The sequence below is a fragment of the Sphingobium yanoikuyae genome (assembly GCF_013001025.1).
GTDB lineage: Bacteria > Pseudomonadota > Alphaproteobacteria > Sphingomonadales > Sphingomonadaceae > Sphingobium > Sphingobium yanoikuyae_A.
The window spans coordinates 1,263,068-1,280,912 of the sequence record NZ_CP053021.1; the positions used below are offsets into that span (position 1 = coordinate 1,263,068).

Here is a 17,845-nt window from a genome sequence, read left to right on the forward strand (position 1 = left end):
GTCATGCAGTTCGACATGCGCAGCCTGCCGATGGCGACCCGCTACAAGATCGTCAATTCGACCATCACCCCGCGCCCGATCGCCTGGATCACCACCCGGTCCGAAGCGGGCGTGGTCAATGCCGCGCCCTACAGCTTCTTCAACTGCGTCGGCACGGAGCCGCCGTTGGTAGCGCTGGGCCTGCTCAAGGAGCCGGTATCGCGCGGCCTGAAGAACACGGCTGCCAACATCGTCGCCACTGGCGAGTTCGTCGTGAACCTGGTGTGCGAGGATGATGCCGAGAAGATGAACCATTGCAGCGTCGATGCGCCGGCCGATGTCAGCGAGATCGACTATGCCGGGATCGAGACCGCGCCGTCGGTGCTGGTCGCACCGCCGCTGATCGCCAGCAGCCCGGTCAGCTTCGAATGCCGGAAGGTCGCGGCGATGGACATCGGCACGATGCAGACGGTGATCATCGGCGAGATCGTGATGGCGCATATCCGCGACGAGTTCATCACCGATCGCGAGCGGGTCTATTTCGACACGCCGGCGATGAAATTGATCGGCCGCACCCATGGCAGTGGCTGGTATGTGCGCAACGGCGACAGTTTCCAGATGGACCGGCCACGCTATGATCCGGCACGGCTGACGGGCAAGGAATGAATTTGAACCCATAGTGCAATATTACTTGCGCTGCCGGGAAAAAGCGTGTCTGTTTCAACGGAAAGGTCGGAGGCGCGATTCCGCGGACTACCGGCCAGATCCGAACAAGAGGCGGCGCAGACCGCCAAACAGGAGTGCGTGATGCCCGGCCCTCTGGACCATCTTGTCGTTATCGAGCTGTCGACCGAAATGCCGGTCGCGATCGCGGGCATGCTGCTCGCCGACCATGGCGCGGACGTGCTGAAGGTCGAGCCCAGGGGCGGCGCCTATTTCGCCCATGAGCTGACCCGCAAGAGCTGGGACCGGTCCAAACGCAGTGTCGAGCTAGACGTGGCCGATGCGGACGACCGGGCAGCGCTGCGCGGACTGCTCGGCGGAGCGGACATCTTCATCCATGCACTGGAGGAGGGAGAAGCGAAGGCGCTTGGCCTGGACGGTGAGAGCCTGGCGCGCGACTATCCGGAACTGATCGTGTCGGCGCTGACCGCCTATGGCGCGGACACGCCCTTTGCCGACCGGCCGCGCGGCGAGGGGCTGGCGGCCGCGCTGCTGGGCACGATGATCGACAAGTCCAGCCCGTTCCGCGAAGGGCCGGTCTATCTGGGGCATCCCGCGCTTCATTATGGTCAGGCGTTTCTGGGCGTGATCGGCGCGCTGACGGCGATCCGTGCGCGACGATCGAGCGGCAAGGGGCAGAAGGTCGAATCCTCGCTGCTCGACGCGATGCTGGCCCAGTCTCCGATGAACAATTGGTGGCAGGAAGACGGTATTTCCTACATCAAGGCAGGGGATTCCGGCGCGGTCGACCGCTTTGGCCGGACCCGGCTGGTGACCGGCATGTTCGAATGCGGCGACGGCCTGTTCCTGCAGATCCATACCGGCGGCCAGGGCGGTTTCAAGGCGGCGATGGACCAGCTGGGCTTTGGCGACCGGGTCTCGGTGGTCAAGGGCGCGGCGGAAATGTCGGTACCGCTGAGCGATGACGAATATCATATCGCCCGCGTCGAGATTTTCGATGCGTTCAAGGCGCGGCCGCGCGCCGAATGGATCGCGCTGTTCCAGGCGGCCGATGTGGCGGCTCTGCCGGTGCTGGAACCGGCCGAAGTGCTGCTGGACGAGCAGGTGGAGTTTGTCGGGCAGCGGATTGCGCTGCCGGACGCGGAATTCGGCACCATCTATCAGGCCGCACCGGCCGTGCGGTTCGATCGCACGCCCTGCGCCGCGCCGCGCCCGGCGCCGGCGATCGGCGCAGACAATGGCGCGCTCGCCCATCTGATCGCGCGCAAGCGGGGCGAACTGGCGGCGGCGGGCAAGCCGCTCGACCGGCCGCTCGAAGGCATCAAGGTGGTGGACTTCTCCTCCTTCTTCGCGGTGGGCTTTGGCGGACGGCTGCTGTCGGACCTGGGCGCCGACGTCATCAAGGTGGAGACGCCCGACGGCGACCAGATGCGGCCGCTGCCCGACTGTTTCGACGCGGCACAGCGCGGGAAGCGCGACATCGTGTTGAACCTGAAGCAGCCCGAGGCGCTGGAAGCGGCGCTGAAGCTGGTGGCTGAGGCCGATGTCGTCACCCATAATCTGCGCCCCGGCAAGGCCGACAAGCTGGGCATCGGCTATGAGGCGCTGTCGAAGATCAATCCGCGCCTGCTCTATGTCTATCTGCCCGGCTATGGCTCCAAGGGGCCAAAGTCGCTGCTCAAGAGCTTCGCGCCCTTGGTGTCGGGCTGGACCGGCCTGCTTTACGAAGGGGGCGGCGCGGGCAATCCGCCGACCCGGTCGGTGTTCGGCAATGAGGATTATAATAACGGCTTCCTGGGTGCGGCGGGCATATTGATGGGGCTGGAGCGGCGCGCGATCAGCGGCGTCGGCGACTATATGGAGATACCCCAGCTCCATTCGAGTCTGTGGACCACGTCCGAGCATTTCCTGGATGCCGACAAGCAGGTCGTCTATGGCTTCCGCCTCGACAAGGATCAGGCGGGCTATAGTGCGCTCGACCGGCTCTATCGCACCAGCGACGGCTGGATCTGCATAGCTTGCCGGCAGGACGGGCGCTTCGCGGCGCTGGCGCAGGCGGTCGGTCAGGCCGGGCTAGTCGACGATCCGCGCTTTGCTTCGCCAAAGGAACGGTCGCTGCATGACGCGGCGCTGCTCGCGGCGCTGGAGCCCTGGTTTGTCGACAAGACGAGCGCGGAGGCCTTCGCCCTGCTCGATGCGGCGGGTGTACCGTGCGAGATACCGGCGGCGAAAAGCTGGGTGCGCGAGGCGCTGTGGCAGGACTGGGCAATGGCCAGCAATCGGGTGATCGAGAATTTCGATTCCATGTATGGCCATGTCCGCCAGTTCGGCAGCTTCATCCATCTGAGCGATACGCCGGGCCATGCGCGCAAGTCCGCGCCGCGGCTGGGCGAGCATACGCGGCAGATATTGGCCGAGATCGGCTATGCGCCGGACGCGATCGACGCGCTGATCGACAGCGGCAAGGCGATGCAGGCGGCGGACGTGACCGGCCGTATCCAGTCGCGCGTCTCGGCCGCCTGAACCAACAACAGATAATCGGGAAGAGGAACCCAAAGGGTGCAGTTGAACCTTCGTTACGACATGAACCGGCCGGATTTCGGCGCGCCGCATCCCGTGCTCTACCGCACTGCGATCAAGCAGGCGCAATGGGCCGACAAGCTGGGATTCACGCAGGTGTTCCTGGCCGAGCATCATGGTGCGGAGGGCGGCTATTGCCCGTCCTCCATGGTGCAGGCGGCGTCGATCCTGGGCGCGACGGAGAATATCGTCGCGCATCTGTCGGCACTGGTCGTCACCATGCACGATCCGCTGCGGCTGGCCGAGGATCTGGCGGTGCTGGACAATATCGCGCCCGGCCGTGTGTGGCTGACCGCCGGCATGGGCTATCGCCCGCATGAGTTCGAGATGTTCGGCAAGGACATCAGCAAGCGGCTGGCGATCATGAACGAGGCGATGGCCACGCTGAAGCAGGCCTGGACAGGTGAGCCTTTTGAATTTCGCGAGCGCACCGTGCGGGTGACGCCGGCCCCGGCGAGCCCGGGTGGCCCGAAAATCTACATGGGCGGGTCGACCGACAAGTCGGCGATCCGCGCGGCCAAGGGTGGCTATCAATATTTCCCCGGCCATCCCGACCTCTTCACCCTCTACAAGGAAGAGCGGGAAAAGGCCGGCTTCCCGCCGCCCGAGGAACTGCGCAAGCCGGCGGCCAGCTTCCTCTATGTCTCCGACGATCCGGACCGCGACTGGCCGCTGGTGGCGCCGCATGTCGCCTATGCGACCAACGCCTATGCCGAATGGGCCAAGGAGCGCGGCACCGGCCAGACACGCTACCAGCCCGCCGAGACGATCGAGGGGCTGAAGGCGATGCCTAACATCAAGGTGCTGACGCCCGACGAATGTTTTGAATATCTGAAAGGATTGGGCCGGGGCACCGCCGTCACCTTCCACGCGCTGCTGGGCGGGCTGGACCCCGAAGTGTCGTGGCGCAGCCTGCGCCTGTTCGAGAAGGAAGTGCTGCCGCGCCTGCGTGCCGAGCCGGGCCTGCTGGAAAATCCGGGAGAATGAGCATGGAAGAACGCAATCGTCGCGGCACGCTGGCCGCCATGCTGGCGCTGCCGATCGGCATGGCCGCGGCTGCCGAAGCATCGGCCGCCGCGCCCAGGGGAAAGGCAAGCGGCATGGACATGGCCCAGCGGCTGGACATCATCGAGTCCAGGCAGGCGATCACCGAACTCCTCTATGCCTATGCGCGGGCCAATGACCGGGCGGACGAGGCGCTGCTGCGATCGCTCTTCTGGCCGGAATCGACGCACAAGCATGGCAAGTTCGAGGGCAAGTCGTCCGATTTCGTCGGCTTCGCGTTCAAGATCGTGTCGACGCTGAAATATGCCTGCCACCACATCACCAATGTCTCGGTCGATGTGAAGGGGGACAAGGCTTTTTCTGAATGCTATTATTTCGCGCAGCATCGGCGCGACCGCAAGGAAGGCGGGGGCGAGGAGGATGTCTTCTTCCAGGGCCGCTATCTCGACGATCTGGAACGGCGAAACGGGGTGTGGAAGATCATCCGTCGCCGGGGCCTGTCCGACTATACCTCGCCGCCCGAACCGGCGCAGACGTCCTATGCCGACTGGCCGGCGGGACAGCATAGCGAGAAATATCCGAGCGACGACTATTACAAGATGCGCCAGCAGTTTCTGGGCAGCTGATCCGTGCGGGCGCTGATGTGCGAGGCGCATGGCGCGCCCGAGCAACTGGCGTTCCGTGATGTACCCGTGCCCCAGCCGGGGCCGGGCGAGATCAGGCTGGCGGTGCGGGCGGCGAGCGTCAATTTCCCCGACGCGCTGATGATCCAGAATCTCTACCAGACCAAGCCGCCCTTGCCCTTCATCCCCGGCGGCGAGGCGGCAGGCGTGGTCGATGCGATCGGCGAGGGCGTCAGCGGTTTTCGGATCGGCGACCGGGTGGCGGCGATCCCGTTCCAGGGCGCGTTTGCCGAGCAGGCGGTGGCGCCGGCTTTCCGCACCAGCATCATTCCCGATGCGATGGGCTTCGACGTCGCGGCCGGTTTCACCATGGTCTATGCGACGGCGCTGCACGGGCTGCGCCAGCGCGGGCGGTTGCAGGCCGGCGAGACGCTGCTGGTGCTGGGCGCGGCGGGCGGCGTGGGACTGGCGGCGGTGGAGATCGGCAAGCGCATGGGTGCGCGGGTGATCGCGGCGGCCTCCAGCGCGGAAAAGCTGGATCTGGCGCGGGCGCATGGCGCGGACGAGACGGTGAATTATGCGCAGGTCGACATCAAGCAGGCGGTGAAGGCGCTGGCCGGGGAGCGCGGCGTCGATGTGATCTTCGATCCGGTCGGTGGCGATCTGGCCGAGCCGGCCTTTCGCACCATGGGCTGGGACGGGCGCTATCTGGTGGTCGGCTTTGCCGCCGGGACCATTCCCGCGATCCCGTTGAACCTGCCGCTGGTGAAGACGGCGTCGATCGTCGGCGTGACATGGGGGATGCACAGCCGGCGCGAGCCGGACATCCATGCCGCCAATATGGCGCAGCTTTATGACTGGTATGAACAGGGCGGATTGCGGCCGGCGATCGGCGCGCGGTTCGCCTTTGACGAGAGCCGGGAAGCGATCCGCTGGATCATGGATCGCAAGGCGCAGGGCAAGGTGGTGATCGAGATGGCCTGATCGGGTCATCACAGGGTCAGGCTCAGGTCATTGCCGCGAAGTTCACACCGTTGATCATCGAGAATTTGGGCGTTTTGCGGCGCAAACGCGCCGCCAAAGTCACGCCGACGCGACAGTCACGCGACATTGGGGTCACGCCCGCGCGTCTGTGACGCGACACGAACGCGCCCCTTGGGTCACGCATGGCATTGAAGCAGATCGGCAATTCCATCGCGGAGTATGGAGCAGAAAAGCGCCATGTAGGAAAGTGGTGCGTCAGCTGGCCGGCCAGTTGGCGAGTGGGGCGCCGGCGATGGCGGTGCGGGCCTGGACGATCATGCCCTTGCCGCGCGAGACCACATAGAGGGTGCGCCGATCCGGCCCGCCCCAGCAGAGATTGGTCGGCATGGCGATCTTTTCGCCGACGGGATCATGCAGGATGTCGATCTGCCGGCCCTGCGGCGTCAGCGCGACCAGCCGGTTGGAAAAGGGCAGGGTGATCCAGAGATTGTCGGCCATGTCGAAGGCGATGCCGTCGCAATAACCCAGCGCCGCCTTTTCCTGCGGCGGCAGCGCGAGGATGGCCTTGACCGTCTGGTCGGGGACGACGGTGCCGAGTTGCGGGCCGAAATCCTGCGGGTCGGCAAGGGTGCCGTCGGCGTTGCGGTGCCAGCGGCGGATGCGCCCTTCGGCCGTCAGCGAGGCATAGAGATGGCGTTCGTCCCGGTCGAGGCAGAGGCCGTTGACCCCGCGCAGGTCGCGCGCGACGATCGCGGCGCTGCCGTCGGGCCGGACCATGTAGATGAAGCCGGCCGGCGTGGTGGTGCCGATATTGGCGACCGGACCCCAACTGCTGTGGGTGCAATAGATGCTGCCGTCCCGCGCGGTGGCGGGGCCGTTGGAGGCGACCAACTGGCGCCCCTCCAGTTCCGAAACGAGCGTTTCGACCGCGCCGGTTTCAAGCGTGATGCGCTGGAGCGGGCCGGGCTGCTGTTTGAGCAGGCCCATATTCGCGACGATCACGCGGCCCTGCGCATCGACGGCGACGCCATTGGCGGCGAGCGGGGCGCCAACCTGCCGCAGCGGCTGGCCGGGCGCCAGAACGCCGATCGCGCCGCCGCTGTTGGACAGGAACAGGCGGCCGTCGGGGGCGCTGGCGACGCCCTCGGCATGGTCGAGCCCGTCGATGACCAGGCTGAAATCGGCCGGGGTCAGGGGCGCCGGGACCGTGGAGGCACGCGACGGGCCGGCGCGGGTGCAGCCGGCGAGCGCGAGTGCCGCGCCGCCGAGCAGGGCCGTGCGCCGGTCGACCGCCCTGTCAGCGGCCATCTTCAGCGCACCGGCGCGAAGCCGGCGATGCGGTGATCGCCCGCCTCGACCGGGCGGAAGCGCAGGCTCATGCCGCAGGCCGGATCGACGCCTTCATCATCGACTAATATGCCCGCGATCCGCACGCCCGGCGCATCGTCGGGCTCGAACAGGATGACGGTGTAGGGGACCTCAGCCTTGTGGTCGCCGGGCAGCAGGCTGCGGATCACGGTGGTGAAGCTATAGGCCTTGCCCTCGGCCGAAACCGGGCGCCATTCCAGCACGGCATCGGGTTTTCCGGGAACGACCTCGGGTGGATACCAGACCCATTCGCCGGTTTCGGCGTCGGCGGTGATGCGCAGTTCGCCGGCATCGAGGCCGTCGTAAAAGCCCTGGAACAGCGGGTCTTCCAGATGGACGGGATAGATGGGAATGCCCATGGTCAGTCCCTCGCAAGGATGGTGGTGGAATGATTATTGCCGCCCAGGCCCGCGACGGCGCAGAGGCGGGCATCGGGCACCTGACGATCGCCCTCCTGCCCGCGCAGCTGGCGCACCGCCTCGATCAGCAGGTTGATGCCGGGGACATAGCCGCCCGACATATGGCCGCCGCTGGTGTTGACCGGCATCCGGCCGCCCGGCTTCGCATGGCCGGCAGCGTAGAAGCGCGCGCCTTCGCCGCGATCGCACAGGCCCAGCATCTCGGTCTGGACGATCGCCGAGATGGAGAAGCCGTCATAGACCTGAGCCAGGTTCAGATCCTTGGGATCGACGCCGGCCATGGCATAGGCCTGCGCCGCCGAGTCCCAGCCGGGATAGTCGAAGGTGCAGGGTTTCTGGGTGAACAGCACGCCATGGGGATAGTTGTTATAGCCGATGCCGAGGCCCTGCACCGATATCACCGGATGGGGCAGGTCGCGGGCGGCCTCCACCGCGCTCACCACATAGGCGCCGCCGCCATCGGTGGTGAGGCAGCAGTCGGCGACGCGCAGCGGGGTCGAGATCATCGGCGTCTGGCGATAGGCGTCGAGGTCCATCGGATCGCGCTTCTGGGCGCTGGGGGTCAGCGCCGCCCAGGCGCGGTAGGTCATCGAGACCGAGGCCAGTTCCTCCTCGCTCATGCCGAATTCATGGGCATAGCGATTGGCCATGGTCGCGAAATAGGTGGGCTGGCCGAAGAAGCCGGCGGGCATTTCCAGCCCCGCCTTCTGCGGCTCGCGCGCGTGGAAGCCATAGACGCCGCCCGGCTTGGTCGAGCGGATGGCATAGGGGACGAGGACATGGCGGGCGAGCCCGGCCTCGATCGCCAGTTGCGCCAGCCGCAGCGCGTCACCCGTGGTGGCGGTGCCGCCCGCCGTGTCGGCAACGGCAGTGAAGCGCCGGGTCGCGGCGCCGATCGCATGGGCAACCTCCTCCGACGGATGGCCGACATATTTGTTGCTGACATGGCCGTCGATATCGGCGGGAGTGAGGCCCGCATCGGCGATCGCGGCCAGGCTGGCGCGGGTCATCATCTGCATCACCGTTTCCTCGCCCTTGCGCAGGAAAGCGGTTTCGCCAATGCCGGTGATGGCGATCTTGTTGCCCTTCATCATGCGTCCTTGAACCCCTTGCCCTGTGCCACCAGTCGCTCGATCAGCGGGGAGGGGGTGAAGGCGGCGCCATGTGCAGCCTCCAGTGCCCGGAGTCGGTCGAGGACGGTGGGAAGCCCCTGGAGATCGGCCCAGAACATCGGGCCGCCGCGATATTTCGGCCAGCCATAGCCGGTGATCCAGACGATATCGATGTCGGACGCGCGCGAGGCGATGCCTTCGTCGAGGATGCGGGCGCCCTCATTCACCATGGCGAAGAGGATGCGATCCTGGATTTCCGCGTCGCTGATGTCGCGGCGGGTGATGCCCTGCTTCGCGGCGAAATCCTCGATCACCTGCATCGCGACCGGCGAGGGGGTCTGCTTGCGGTTGTCGTCATAGTCGTAGAAGCCGCCCTTCGTCTTCTGTCCGTGGCGGCCCATTTCGTTGAGGATTTCGCGGACATTGGCGGAACTGGTGGTCTTGGGGTTCCAGCCAACATCGAGCCCGACCAGGTCGCGCATCTGGAAATGGCCCATGGCAAAGCCGAAGTCGTACAGTATCTTGTCGACCGCCCAGGGCGTGGCCCCTTCGAGGATCAACTGGTCCGCCTGGACATTGCGGGCGGCGAGGATGCGGTTGCCGACGAAACCATAGCCATTGCTGACCAGCACGCCGATCTTGCCGATCGTCTTGGCGAGTTTCATGGCGGTGGCGATGGTTTCCGGCTTCGTGTCCTTGGTGCGGACCACTTCCAGCAGCTTCATGACATTGGCCGGCGAGAAGAAATGGAGGCCGACGACGCTGTCGGGCCGGCTGGTGGCGGCGGCGATGTCGTCAATGTCGAGATAGGAGGTGTTGGTGGCGAGGATGGCGCCGGGCTTGGCGATCCTGTCGAGCTTGGCGAACACCTCGCGCTTGACGTCGATCTGCTCGAACACCGCTTCGATGATGAGGTCGCAATCGGCCAGATCTTCCATCGCGATCGATCCGGTGAGCAGGCCCATGCGCGTGTCGACATCCTCGGGCTTCATCTTGCCCTTCCTGGCGGTCGTCTCATAATTGCCGCGGATGATGCGCAGGCCGCGGAACAGCGCGTCCTCGTTGGTCTCGACCAGGGTGACGGGGATGCCGGCATTGGCGAAGTTCATCGCGATGCCGCCGCCCATGGTGCCGGCGCCGATGACGCCGACCTTGGCGATCGGCAGGACGGCGGTGTCGGCGGGCAGGCTGTCGACCTTGGCGGCCTGACGCTCGGCGAAGAAGACATGGCGCTGGGCAGCGGACTGGCTGTCGGCCTGAAGCTCGTTGAACAACTGGCGCTCGAAGGTCATGCCCTCGTCAAAGGGCAGGTCCAAGGAGGCCTCGACGCAGCGAATGATCGCTTCGGGGGCGTTGAAGCCACGGAATTTGCGGGTATTGGCCTTGCGGAAATCGGCGAAGATTTCGGGCTTGCCGCGTACCTCGTCCAGCTTTTCGGTGCGGTCGCGGACCTTGAGCAGCGGGCGGCCTTCATCGAGCACGCGCTGGGCAAGGGCGATGGCGTCGGCGCGTAACTGGCCTTCGGTCGCTAGCTCGTCGATCAGACCCATATCCTTGGCGGCTTTCGCCGAGACCGGGCTGCCGGCGGTCATGAGGTCCAGTGCCTTTGCGACACCGACGATGCGGGGCAGGCGCTGGGTGCCGCCGGCGCCGGGCAGCAGGCCCAGATTGACTTCGGGCAGGCCGCACTTGGCCGAGGGCACGGCGATGCGATAATGGGCGACGAGCGCGAGTTCCAGGCCCCCGCCCAGCGCCGTGCCATGGATGGCAGCGATCACCGGCTTGGTGGCGCTCTCCACCACCAGTTGCAGGTTGCGCAGCGTGGGTTCGACCGGCGGCTTGCCGAATTCGGTGATGTCTGCGCCGGCAAAGAAGGTGCGGCCTTCGCAGATCAGCACCATGGCGCCGACCGCCGGATCGCCGATGGCGGTCTCGACCGCGCTGGCGACGCCCTGGCGCACGGCGTTGGAGAGGGCGTTCACCGGCGGCGAGTTGACCGTGATGACCGCGATGGAGCCTTCCACCGCATAGGTGACGACGTCATTGACCTTCATTCAAGCCTCTGTGCGTTTGGGCACCCGGCTGGCCGGCGGACTGCGCGGCCAGCACCTGACGGGCGCGTTGGCGGAAATAATGCTGGAGCCCGGCGATCTCGTCGTCGGTCAGTTCCTGGAAGCGCGGCATGCCACGTTCGCGCAGGATGCCGTTGTGCAGCACATCCTTCATGCTGGCGGTGTCGAGCGGGACGCCCGACTGGAGCAGGTCCGGCGCAGCGCCGCCCGACACGGCGTTGGCGCCATGGCAGATGGAGCAGCGCTGGCCAAAGACGGTGGCGCCGATGGCGGCCTTGGCCGGATCGACGGCGAAGGCGGGATCGTCGATCACCGGCATGTCGACGGGATCGACTTTCGGCAGCGCGGCCTTGCCATCGAGGGCGAAGGTCAGGACGCGCCATTGCTGGGTGCGGTAATTCCATTCGCGCGGCAGGCCGATGGCGCTGGGGAAGCGGGAGCCGGCGATCACCGTCACATATTGCCGGCCGCGCGCGCGATAGCTGATCGGCTGGGCCATCACCGCGGTCTGGGCGTCGAACGACCAGAGCGGCTTGCCGCTGGTGGCGGCATAGGCGACGAACTTGCCGCCGGCATTGCCCTGGAACAGCAGGTTGCCGGCGGTGGTCGCGGTGCCGCCGCCGCCGCGCAGGCCGGGCATCGGGATGCGCCAGGCCTCGCTCTGCGTCACCGGGTTCCAGGCGAGCAGGAAGCTGGTAGCGGGGCGATCGGGCGTGACGCTGGGCGGCGGCGCGCCGGTGCCAACGCTGATGCGCTGGCCATCGAGATGCTTCCAGCCCTTTAGTGGCTCGGCGGGGTCGATATAGACGCGGCCCTGGTCCATCGTCGGGATATAGACGAGGCCGCTGCCCGGATTGAAGGACATCGCCTCGATATTATGGGCGCCGAAGGGCGAGGGATAGACGATCGCCGCCTTGCCGCCGGGATAGCGGGCGGCGGGGTTTTCGATCGGCCGGCCGCTCTTTACGTCGATGCCGCTGGCCCAGTTGACCGGGACGATATTGCGGGCGGAGATCAGCTTTCCGGTGGCGCGGTCGATGACGTAGAAGAAGCCGTTCTTGGGCGCGTGCATCAGCACGTCGCGGTCCTGTCCGTCGATCTTCAGCCGGGCGAGTTCCATGTCCATCGCCGAGTTGAAGTCCCAGGTCTCGCCCGGATTGGTCTGATAGTGCCAGACATATTCGCCGGTGTCGGCGTCGAGCGCGACGATCGAGCAGAGGAAGAGATTGTCGCCGCCGCCCGGACTGCGGATCTTCTGGTTCCAGGGGGAGCCATTGCCGACGCCGATATAGATGCGGTTATATTTGGGGTCATAGGCCATGGCGTTCCAGGCGGTGCCGCCGCCGCCATATTTCCACCATTCGCCGGTCCAGGTCTTGGCGGCCATCGCCATCGCCTTATTCTCGAAGCCGAGCTTCGGGTCGCCGGGCACGGTGTGGAAGCGCCAGAGCTGCTTGCCGGTCTTCTGGTCATAGGCGGTGACATAGCCGCGGATCGGGGCGAAATCGGCGCCGCCATGGCCGATCAAGACCTTGCCGTTGAACACCCAGGGCGCGCCGCTGATATAGCGCTCGTCATCCTTGCCGATGGTCTGGGTCGACCAGAGCCTGTGCCCGGTGCGGGCATTGATGGCGATCAGCCGGCCGTCGATCGTGCCGACATAGACGGCGCCATTGTCATAGGCGATGCCGCGACTGCCCCAGGCGCCGCGCATCTTCTGGTCGGCGACCTTCCAGCTTTGCGGGTCATAGGTCCATAGTTCATGGCCGGTGGCGGCGTCGACCGCGTGGACGATGCTGTAGCCCGAGGCATAATAGAGGATGCCGTCGACCGCGATCGGCGCGGTCAGGCTGGAGCCGCCGCCGTCGATATCCTGATACCAGGCGAGGCCGAGCCGGTCGACATTGCGGTCGTTGATGTCTTTCAGCGGGCTGTAGTGATTTTCATCGATGCCGCCATAGCCGGGCCAGTCGGTGCCGTCGCGCCGGGCCTGGCCGGAGGGCGCGCAGGCAGCGAGCAGGGCCAGAAACGGCAGAGTGAGGGACGCAAGACGCATGAAGATCAGCCCCCGATCGTCCGGTCGGACGGCCAGAAGCGCTGGCGCAGCGCCTTCTTGTTGACCTTGCCCATGATGGTGCGGCCGATGTCATCGACCATCTCGTAGCCGCGCGGGCATTTATAGCCGGCAAGGCTGGCGCGGCAGAAGGCGTTGAGTTCGTCGGCGCTCGGCGGATCGGCCGGATCGCGCGGGATCACCAGCGCGCGGGCTTCCTCGCCCATTTCCGCATTGGGGGCGGCGACCACGGCGATGTCGGCCACCTTGGGATGGCGCAGCAGCACATGTTCGGATTCCGCCGGATAGATGTTGACCCCGCCCGACACGATCATGTCGGACACGCGATCGGTGATGAAGAGATAGCCCGCATCATCGACATAGCCCATTTCGCCCAGGGTGAAGATGCCGGGTGCGATATGGGCGGCGGCGGTTTTCTCCGGGTCGCCGCGGTAGACGATGCCATGGCCGCTGGTGTCGCGAAAATAGACCTGGCCAACTTCGTTGGCGCCCAGAACCGTGCCATCATCGCCATAGATGACGGTTTCGAACGGAGCGAGGGCGCGGCCGACCGATCCGGGTCGCTCCAGCCATTCGGGCGAGGTGATGAAGGTGGTGGAGCCGGCCTCGGTGCCGCCATAGGCCTCTACCAGCACCGGGCCGAACCAGTCGATCATCGCCTGCTTGACGGCGCGGGGGCAGGCCGCGCCGGTATGGGCGAGGCGCTGGATGCTGGAGACGTCATATTTGGCGCGCACCTCTTCCGGCAGGGCGAGCATGCGCTGGAAATGGGTGGGAACCATGACCGAGCCGGCGACCCGATATTTCTCGATCAGCGCCAGCGCCCTTTCCGCGTCGAAATGCTCGACCGTGATGAGGCTCATGCCGCCGAAGACGTTGCGCGCCATGCCGAGCGGGCCGGTATGGTAGAGCGGGCCGACGGCGATGCCGGGCGATGGCGTGATGCGGGCGCGCACCGTTTCCGCCAGCGCCTGGACCGTGGCGACCCGCGGGAAATATTGCGGCGGGGTCTCGGTCGCCTTGGGCCGGCCGGTGGTGCCGGAGGTATAATGGAGATGAGGCAGCGGAGCGACGTTCGGGTCGGGCTCGGCGGTCGAGGCGGCGGCGAGCCAGTTTTCCCAATGGATCACGCCTTCGCGATCGGGGCAGCGCCAGCCGATGACGGTGGCGACGCCCGCCTCGGCCGCGGCGGCGAGGCCCGCCTCCATCGTTTCGGGGCCGACCAGCAGCGCGACGGCGCCGCTGTCCTTGAGGATATAGGCAGCTTCGGACGGGGTGAGATGGAAGCTGACCGGGACGCTGGAAATGCCGGCCTCCAGACAGGCGACATAGGCGATCACGGTTTCGACGCTGTTGGGCGCGAAGACGGCGACCCGGCGTTCGTGCAGGTCAAGGCCGTTCAAGGCGTTGGCAGCGCGGTTCAGCAGGTCATCCAGTTGCAGCCAGTCGAGCGAGACACGCTCGTCCGTCAGCGCCATGTCGGTGCGACGGTCGGGCGCGACAGCCTGGAGGGTGAGAGACATGCAGCGTCCTTTCAGGCGGCCGGCGCGTGGATGGCACGCGCGGCGATGGTGGGGGCGAGGTAGCGCAGGGCCATGCGGAAGGAGAGCAGGGCGACGACCGAGCAGAAGGTGACGACCACCGCCAGCGACTGGCCCAGCGCGGCTTCCGACCGGAAGACATATTGGGTGAGCGCAGCGACGATCGCCGGGCCGGCGCCCAGGCCCAATATGGTGAAGACGAACAGGAAGAAGGCCAGCATCCGCGCGCGGATCGTCGCCGGCGCGATCAGCCCCATGATCGAGGAGACATAGACCATGAAGGGCACGGTGATGAACTGCGCCACGCAGTAGCAGACCAGGAAGACATAGACGTTGGTGGCGAAGAACATATAGGCGATCACCGGCAGGAAGCCGAGGATCAGCCAGCTGTAGAAGCGCAGATGGGCGTCCGTCATGCCGCGCGTGAACAGGCGGTCGACGATCCAGCCGTTGATCACCAGCGACACGGCCGACACGATGTTCATCAGGCTCAACGCCACGCCATATTGCACCGGCTTCCAGCCGAAATGCCGTTCGATATAGGCGGGCACCCAGTTGGTCATCGAATAGCCGCACATGGCAAGGCAGGATGTGCCGACCAGCATCAGCGCCAGCAGCCGCCAGTTCTGGCGCACGAATCCGGCGATCGCGCCCTTTTCCGCGACCGGGCGCGCGGCCCTGGTCGCGCCGCGGCGGCCCGGTTCGGGGAAGGTGAAGACCAGCAGGGCGATGAGCAGGCCGGGCACGCCGACCATCATCATCACCAGCTGCCAGGGCTGGGCCGGGCCATGGAAGGGAATATGGATGCCGCTATGCGCGGCGGCGAAGGCGATGGCGACGCCGCCTAGGGCAAATGCTGTCGCAGAGCCGACCTTGCCCGCCATCTGGAAGGTGGAGGTGGCGCGGGTCAGCAGCCGCGGCGGGAAGGCGTCGGCGATCAGCGAATAAGCGGCGGGCAGCAGCGCCGCTTCCCCCACGCCAACGAAGATGCGGCCGACCAGCAGCGCCTCATAGCTTTGCGCGAAGCCGCAGGCGGTGGTGGCGACGGCCCAGAGCGCGACGCCGCCGAAGATGATCCAGCGGCGCGAATAACGATCCGCCGCCCAGCCGAGCGGCAGGCCGAAAATGGCGTAGAAGATGGCGAAGGAGGTCGAGGTGATCATGCTGACCTGGACATCGCTGAGCAGCAGATGCGCCTTGATCGGCGTGACCAGCATCGACACGATCAGCCGGTCGACCCAGGACAGGACATAGAGGCCGAACAGCACGGCCACCATCCACCAGGCGGTGCCCAGTTGCTGGGTATCGCCGCCGTCCGGGGCTCTCTCCTGGCTGGTCATCAGCATGATCCTTCCCTTCGCCCTTTTGCGTCTCTCAGCGTTGCGGCAATGCGTTGAGTTCGGCGATCTTGAGCTTGCCGAGCTGGGCCATGTGGACTTCGTCCGGCCCGTCGGCGAGGCGCAGGTAGCGCGCATTCATGAAGGCGGCGGCAGGCGGGAAGTCGCTGGCCATGCCGATGCCGCCGAACACCTGCATCGCCCGGTCGGCGACCGTCTGGGTCATGCGAGGGGCGACGATCTTGATCGCGGCGATCAGATCCTTGGCGACCTTGTTGCCGTGGCGGTCCATCGCGTCGGCAGCCTTGAGCGTCAGCAGACGGGCCTGCTCGATCTCGCAGAAGGACAAGGCGATATCCTGGCGGATGCTGCCCTGATCGGCGAGCTTGCGGCCGAAGGCGACGCGGCTGTCGACGCGGCGGGCCATATATTCGAGCGCGCGCTGGGCCTGGCCGATGAGGCGCATGCAGTGGTGGATGCGCCCCGGCCCCAGGCGGCCCTGGGCGATCTCGAACCCGCGTCCTTCGCCCAGGATCAGATTTTCCCTGGGCACGCGCACATCCTTGAAGACCATTTCGGCATGGCCGCCGGGCGAATGGACGGCGTTCATCACGTCGAGCGGGCGGACGATCTCTATCCCCGGCGTGTCGGCCGGGATCAGGATCTGCGAATGCTGCTGGTGGCGCGGCCGGTCCGCATTGGGTGTGCGACCGAGCAGGATATAGACTTTGGTCAGCGGATCGAGCGCGCCCGAAATCCACCATTTGCGGCCATTGATGACATAGTGGTCGCCATCGGCGACGATCGTCGTTTCGACATTGGTGGCGTCGGACGAGGCGACGCCCGGCTCGGTCATGACATAGCAGGAGCGAATATCGCCGGCGAGCAGGGGCTTGAGCCACTTCTCCTGCTGCTCGGGCGTACCGTAGCGGGCGAGCACCTCCATATTGCCGGTGTCGGGCGCGGAGCAGTTATAATATTCCGACGATCCGATCACCCGGCCCATCAGTTCGGCCAGCGGCGCATATTCGAGGTTGGTGAGGCCCGGACTCCATGCCCCATATTCATGCGGCAGGAACAGGTTCCACAGGCCCGCTTCCTTCGCCTTGGCCTTGATCGTCTCGGTGCCCGGCCAGCGCTGCCACAGATGGGCGGGATCATGGTGGAAATGATCCCGTTCCTTCTCGATCGGATAGACATGGGCGTCCATGAAATCGGTGAGCTGCGCCCGCAGCGCCTGCACCTTGTCGGAATATTCGAAATCCATGCGATCGGTCCTTTTGGGAAATGGGGCGAAGGCGGCCAGGGGATCAGGTCAGCGTGAGGCCGCCGTCCACGATCAGCGTCTGCCCGCAGATGTAGGTGGAGAGGGGGGAGGCGAGGAACAGGGCGACGCCCGCCATCTCCTCCACCGAGCCGAAGCGGCCGAGCGGGATGCGCGACAGCGCGCGATCGCGCCGCTCGTCATTGTCCATCGTCACCTTGGTCATCTTGGTATCGACCAGGCTGGGGGCGATGCCGTTGACGCGGATGCCCTCGCCCGCCCAGGCGATGGCGAGCGCGCGGACCAGATTGACGGCGCCGGCCTTGGACGCGGCATAGGCGGGGTTGCCGAAGGTTGCCTTGAACCCGCCGATCGAGCTGACGACGATGACGGCGCCTTTCGTGGCGGCCAGCGCATCCCTGAAGCGGTTGGAGATGTGGAGGATGGAGTCGAGATTGACCGCCATCACCTTGTTCCAGCCGTCGACCTCGAACTCCTGGCGGCGATAGAGGACGGCGCCCTGCGAATGGATGAGGATATCGAGCGCATCGAAAGGGGCGGGTGCGGCGGCGATCGCGGCGGGATCGCTGACATCGACCTGGGTATAGCCGATGCCGTCCAGATCCGATCCTTCCTCGCCGGCATAATCGGCGGCGCTGGCACGCGTGCCCCAGACATGGACGTGGGCGCCGCGCTTCAGAAAGGCCTGGGCCATGCCATTGCCGATGCCGCTCGATCCGCCGACCACCAGCACCGTCTTTCCGGTGAAGTCCAGTTCATTGCCCAAGGGGGAACATCCTTCC

The 17,845-nt window shown here is 66.1% G+C and carries 15 protein-coding genes; 5 read left to right on the forward strand and 10 right to left on the reverse strand.

Going from position 1 to position 17,845, the window contains the following annotated elements; translation table 11 throughout:
- Nucleotides 1-3: 3 nt before the first annotated feature.
- From HH800_RS06600 to HH800_RS06620, 5 genes are all read left to right on the forward strand, one after another.
- Nucleotides 4-645, forward strand: a complete 642-nt coding sequence (locus HH800_RS06600; RefSeq protein ID WP_037507092.1) for a flavin reductase family protein — start codon at nucleotides 4-6, stop codon at nucleotides 643-645.
- A 141-nt stretch (nucleotides 646-786) separates the two neighbouring features.
- Nucleotides 787-3,186 carry a CaiB/BaiF CoA-transferase family protein gene (locus HH800_RS06605; RefSeq protein WP_169860569.1) on the forward strand — a complete coding sequence of 800 codons (2,400 nt, stop codon included), beginning with the start codon at nucleotides 787-789 and terminating at the stop codon, nucleotides 3,184-3,186.
- Nucleotides 3,187-3,222: 36 nt separating this feature from the next.
- Nucleotides 3,223-4,230 (forward strand): LLM class flavin-dependent oxidoreductase, encoded by a 1,008-nt coding sequence (locus tag HH800_RS06610; RefSeq protein ID WP_235682035.1) that lies wholly within the window; start codon nucleotides 3,223-3,225, stop codon nucleotides 4,228-4,230.
- A gap of 2 nt (nucleotides 4,231-4,232) precedes the next feature.
- Nucleotides 4,233-4,874 carry a nuclear transport factor 2 family protein gene (locus tag HH800_RS06615; RefSeq protein WP_169860570.1) on the forward strand — a complete coding sequence of 214 codons (642 nt, stop codon included), beginning with the start codon at nucleotides 4,233-4,235 and terminating at the stop codon, nucleotides 4,872-4,874.
- A 3-nt stretch (nucleotides 4,875-4,877) separates the two neighbouring features.
- A complete protein-coding gene (locus tag HH800_RS06620; RefSeq protein ID WP_206379197.1) occupies nucleotides 4,878-5,855 on the forward strand; it encodes an NADPH:quinone oxidoreductase family protein in 978 nt (325 codons plus the stop codon).
- Nucleotides 5,856-5,877: 22 nt separating this feature from the next.
- Here the strand turns inward: HH800_RS06620 and HH800_RS06625 are convergent, their stop codons facing one another.
- The 10 genes from HH800_RS06625 to HH800_RS06670 are packed head-to-tail and all read right to left on the reverse strand — an operon-like array spanning nucleotide 5,878 to nucleotide 17,829.
- Entirely contained in the window at nucleotides 5,878-6,066 is a 189-nt protein-coding gene (locus HH800_RS06625; protein ID WP_169860571.1) for a hypothetical protein, read from the reverse strand.
- 44 nt (nucleotides 6,067-6,110) lie between these two features.
- Complete coding sequence (locus tag HH800_RS06630) at nucleotides 6,111-7,163, reverse strand: SMP-30/gluconolactonase/LRE family protein (RefSeq protein WP_169860572.1); 1,053 nt, start codon at nucleotides 7,161-7,163, stop codon at nucleotides 6,111-6,113.
- A 2-nt stretch (nucleotides 7,164-7,165) separates the two neighbouring features.
- Nucleotides 7,166-7,582 (reverse strand): Zn-ribbon domain-containing OB-fold protein, encoded by a 417-nt coding sequence (locus HH800_RS06635; protein ID WP_169860573.1) that lies wholly within the window; start codon nucleotides 7,580-7,582, stop codon nucleotides 7,166-7,168.
- Between the two features lie 2 nt (nucleotides 7,583-7,584).
- Nucleotides 7,585-8,736, reverse strand: coding sequence for a thiolase family protein (locus HH800_RS06640; RefSeq protein ID WP_235682036.1), 1,152 nt, complete (start codon nucleotides 8,734-8,736; stop codon nucleotides 7,585-7,587).
- Nucleotides 8,733-10,808, reverse strand: a complete 2,076-nt coding sequence (locus HH800_RS06645; RefSeq protein WP_169860574.1) for a 3-hydroxyacyl-CoA dehydrogenase NAD-binding domain-containing protein — start codon at nucleotides 10,806-10,808, stop codon at nucleotides 8,733-8,735. Before HH800_RS06645 ends, HH800_RS06640 begins: the two co-directional genes overlap by 4 nt.
- Nucleotides 10,795-12,882 (reverse strand): PQQ-dependent dehydrogenase, methanol/ethanol family, encoded by a 2,088-nt coding sequence (locus HH800_RS06650; protein WP_169860575.1) that lies wholly within the window; start codon nucleotides 12,880-12,882, stop codon nucleotides 10,795-10,797. Before HH800_RS06650 ends, HH800_RS06645 begins: the two co-directional genes overlap by 14 nt.
- Nucleotides 12,883-12,887: 5 nt before the next feature.
- Nucleotides 12,888-14,423, reverse strand: a complete 1,536-nt coding sequence (locus HH800_RS06655) for an AMP-binding protein (protein WP_169860576.1) — start codon at nucleotides 14,421-14,423, stop codon at nucleotides 12,888-12,890.
- 11 nt (nucleotides 14,424-14,434) lie between these two features.
- Nucleotides 14,435-15,781, reverse strand: coding sequence for an MFS transporter (locus HH800_RS06660; protein ID WP_235682037.1), 1,347 nt, complete (start codon nucleotides 15,779-15,781; stop codon nucleotides 14,435-14,437).
- 34 nt (nucleotides 15,782-15,815) lie between these two features.
- Complete coding sequence (locus HH800_RS06665) at nucleotides 15,816-17,045, reverse strand: acyl-CoA dehydrogenase family protein (protein WP_125989359.1); 1,230 nt, start codon at nucleotides 17,043-17,045, stop codon at nucleotides 15,816-15,818.
- Nucleotides 17,046-17,088: 43 nt separating this feature from the next.
- A complete protein-coding gene (locus HH800_RS06670) occupies nucleotides 17,089-17,829 on the reverse strand; it encodes an SDR family NAD(P)-dependent oxidoreductase (protein ID WP_097385541.1) in 741 nt (246 codons plus the stop codon).
- Between the last annotated feature and the right edge of the window lie 16 nt (nucleotides 17,830-17,845).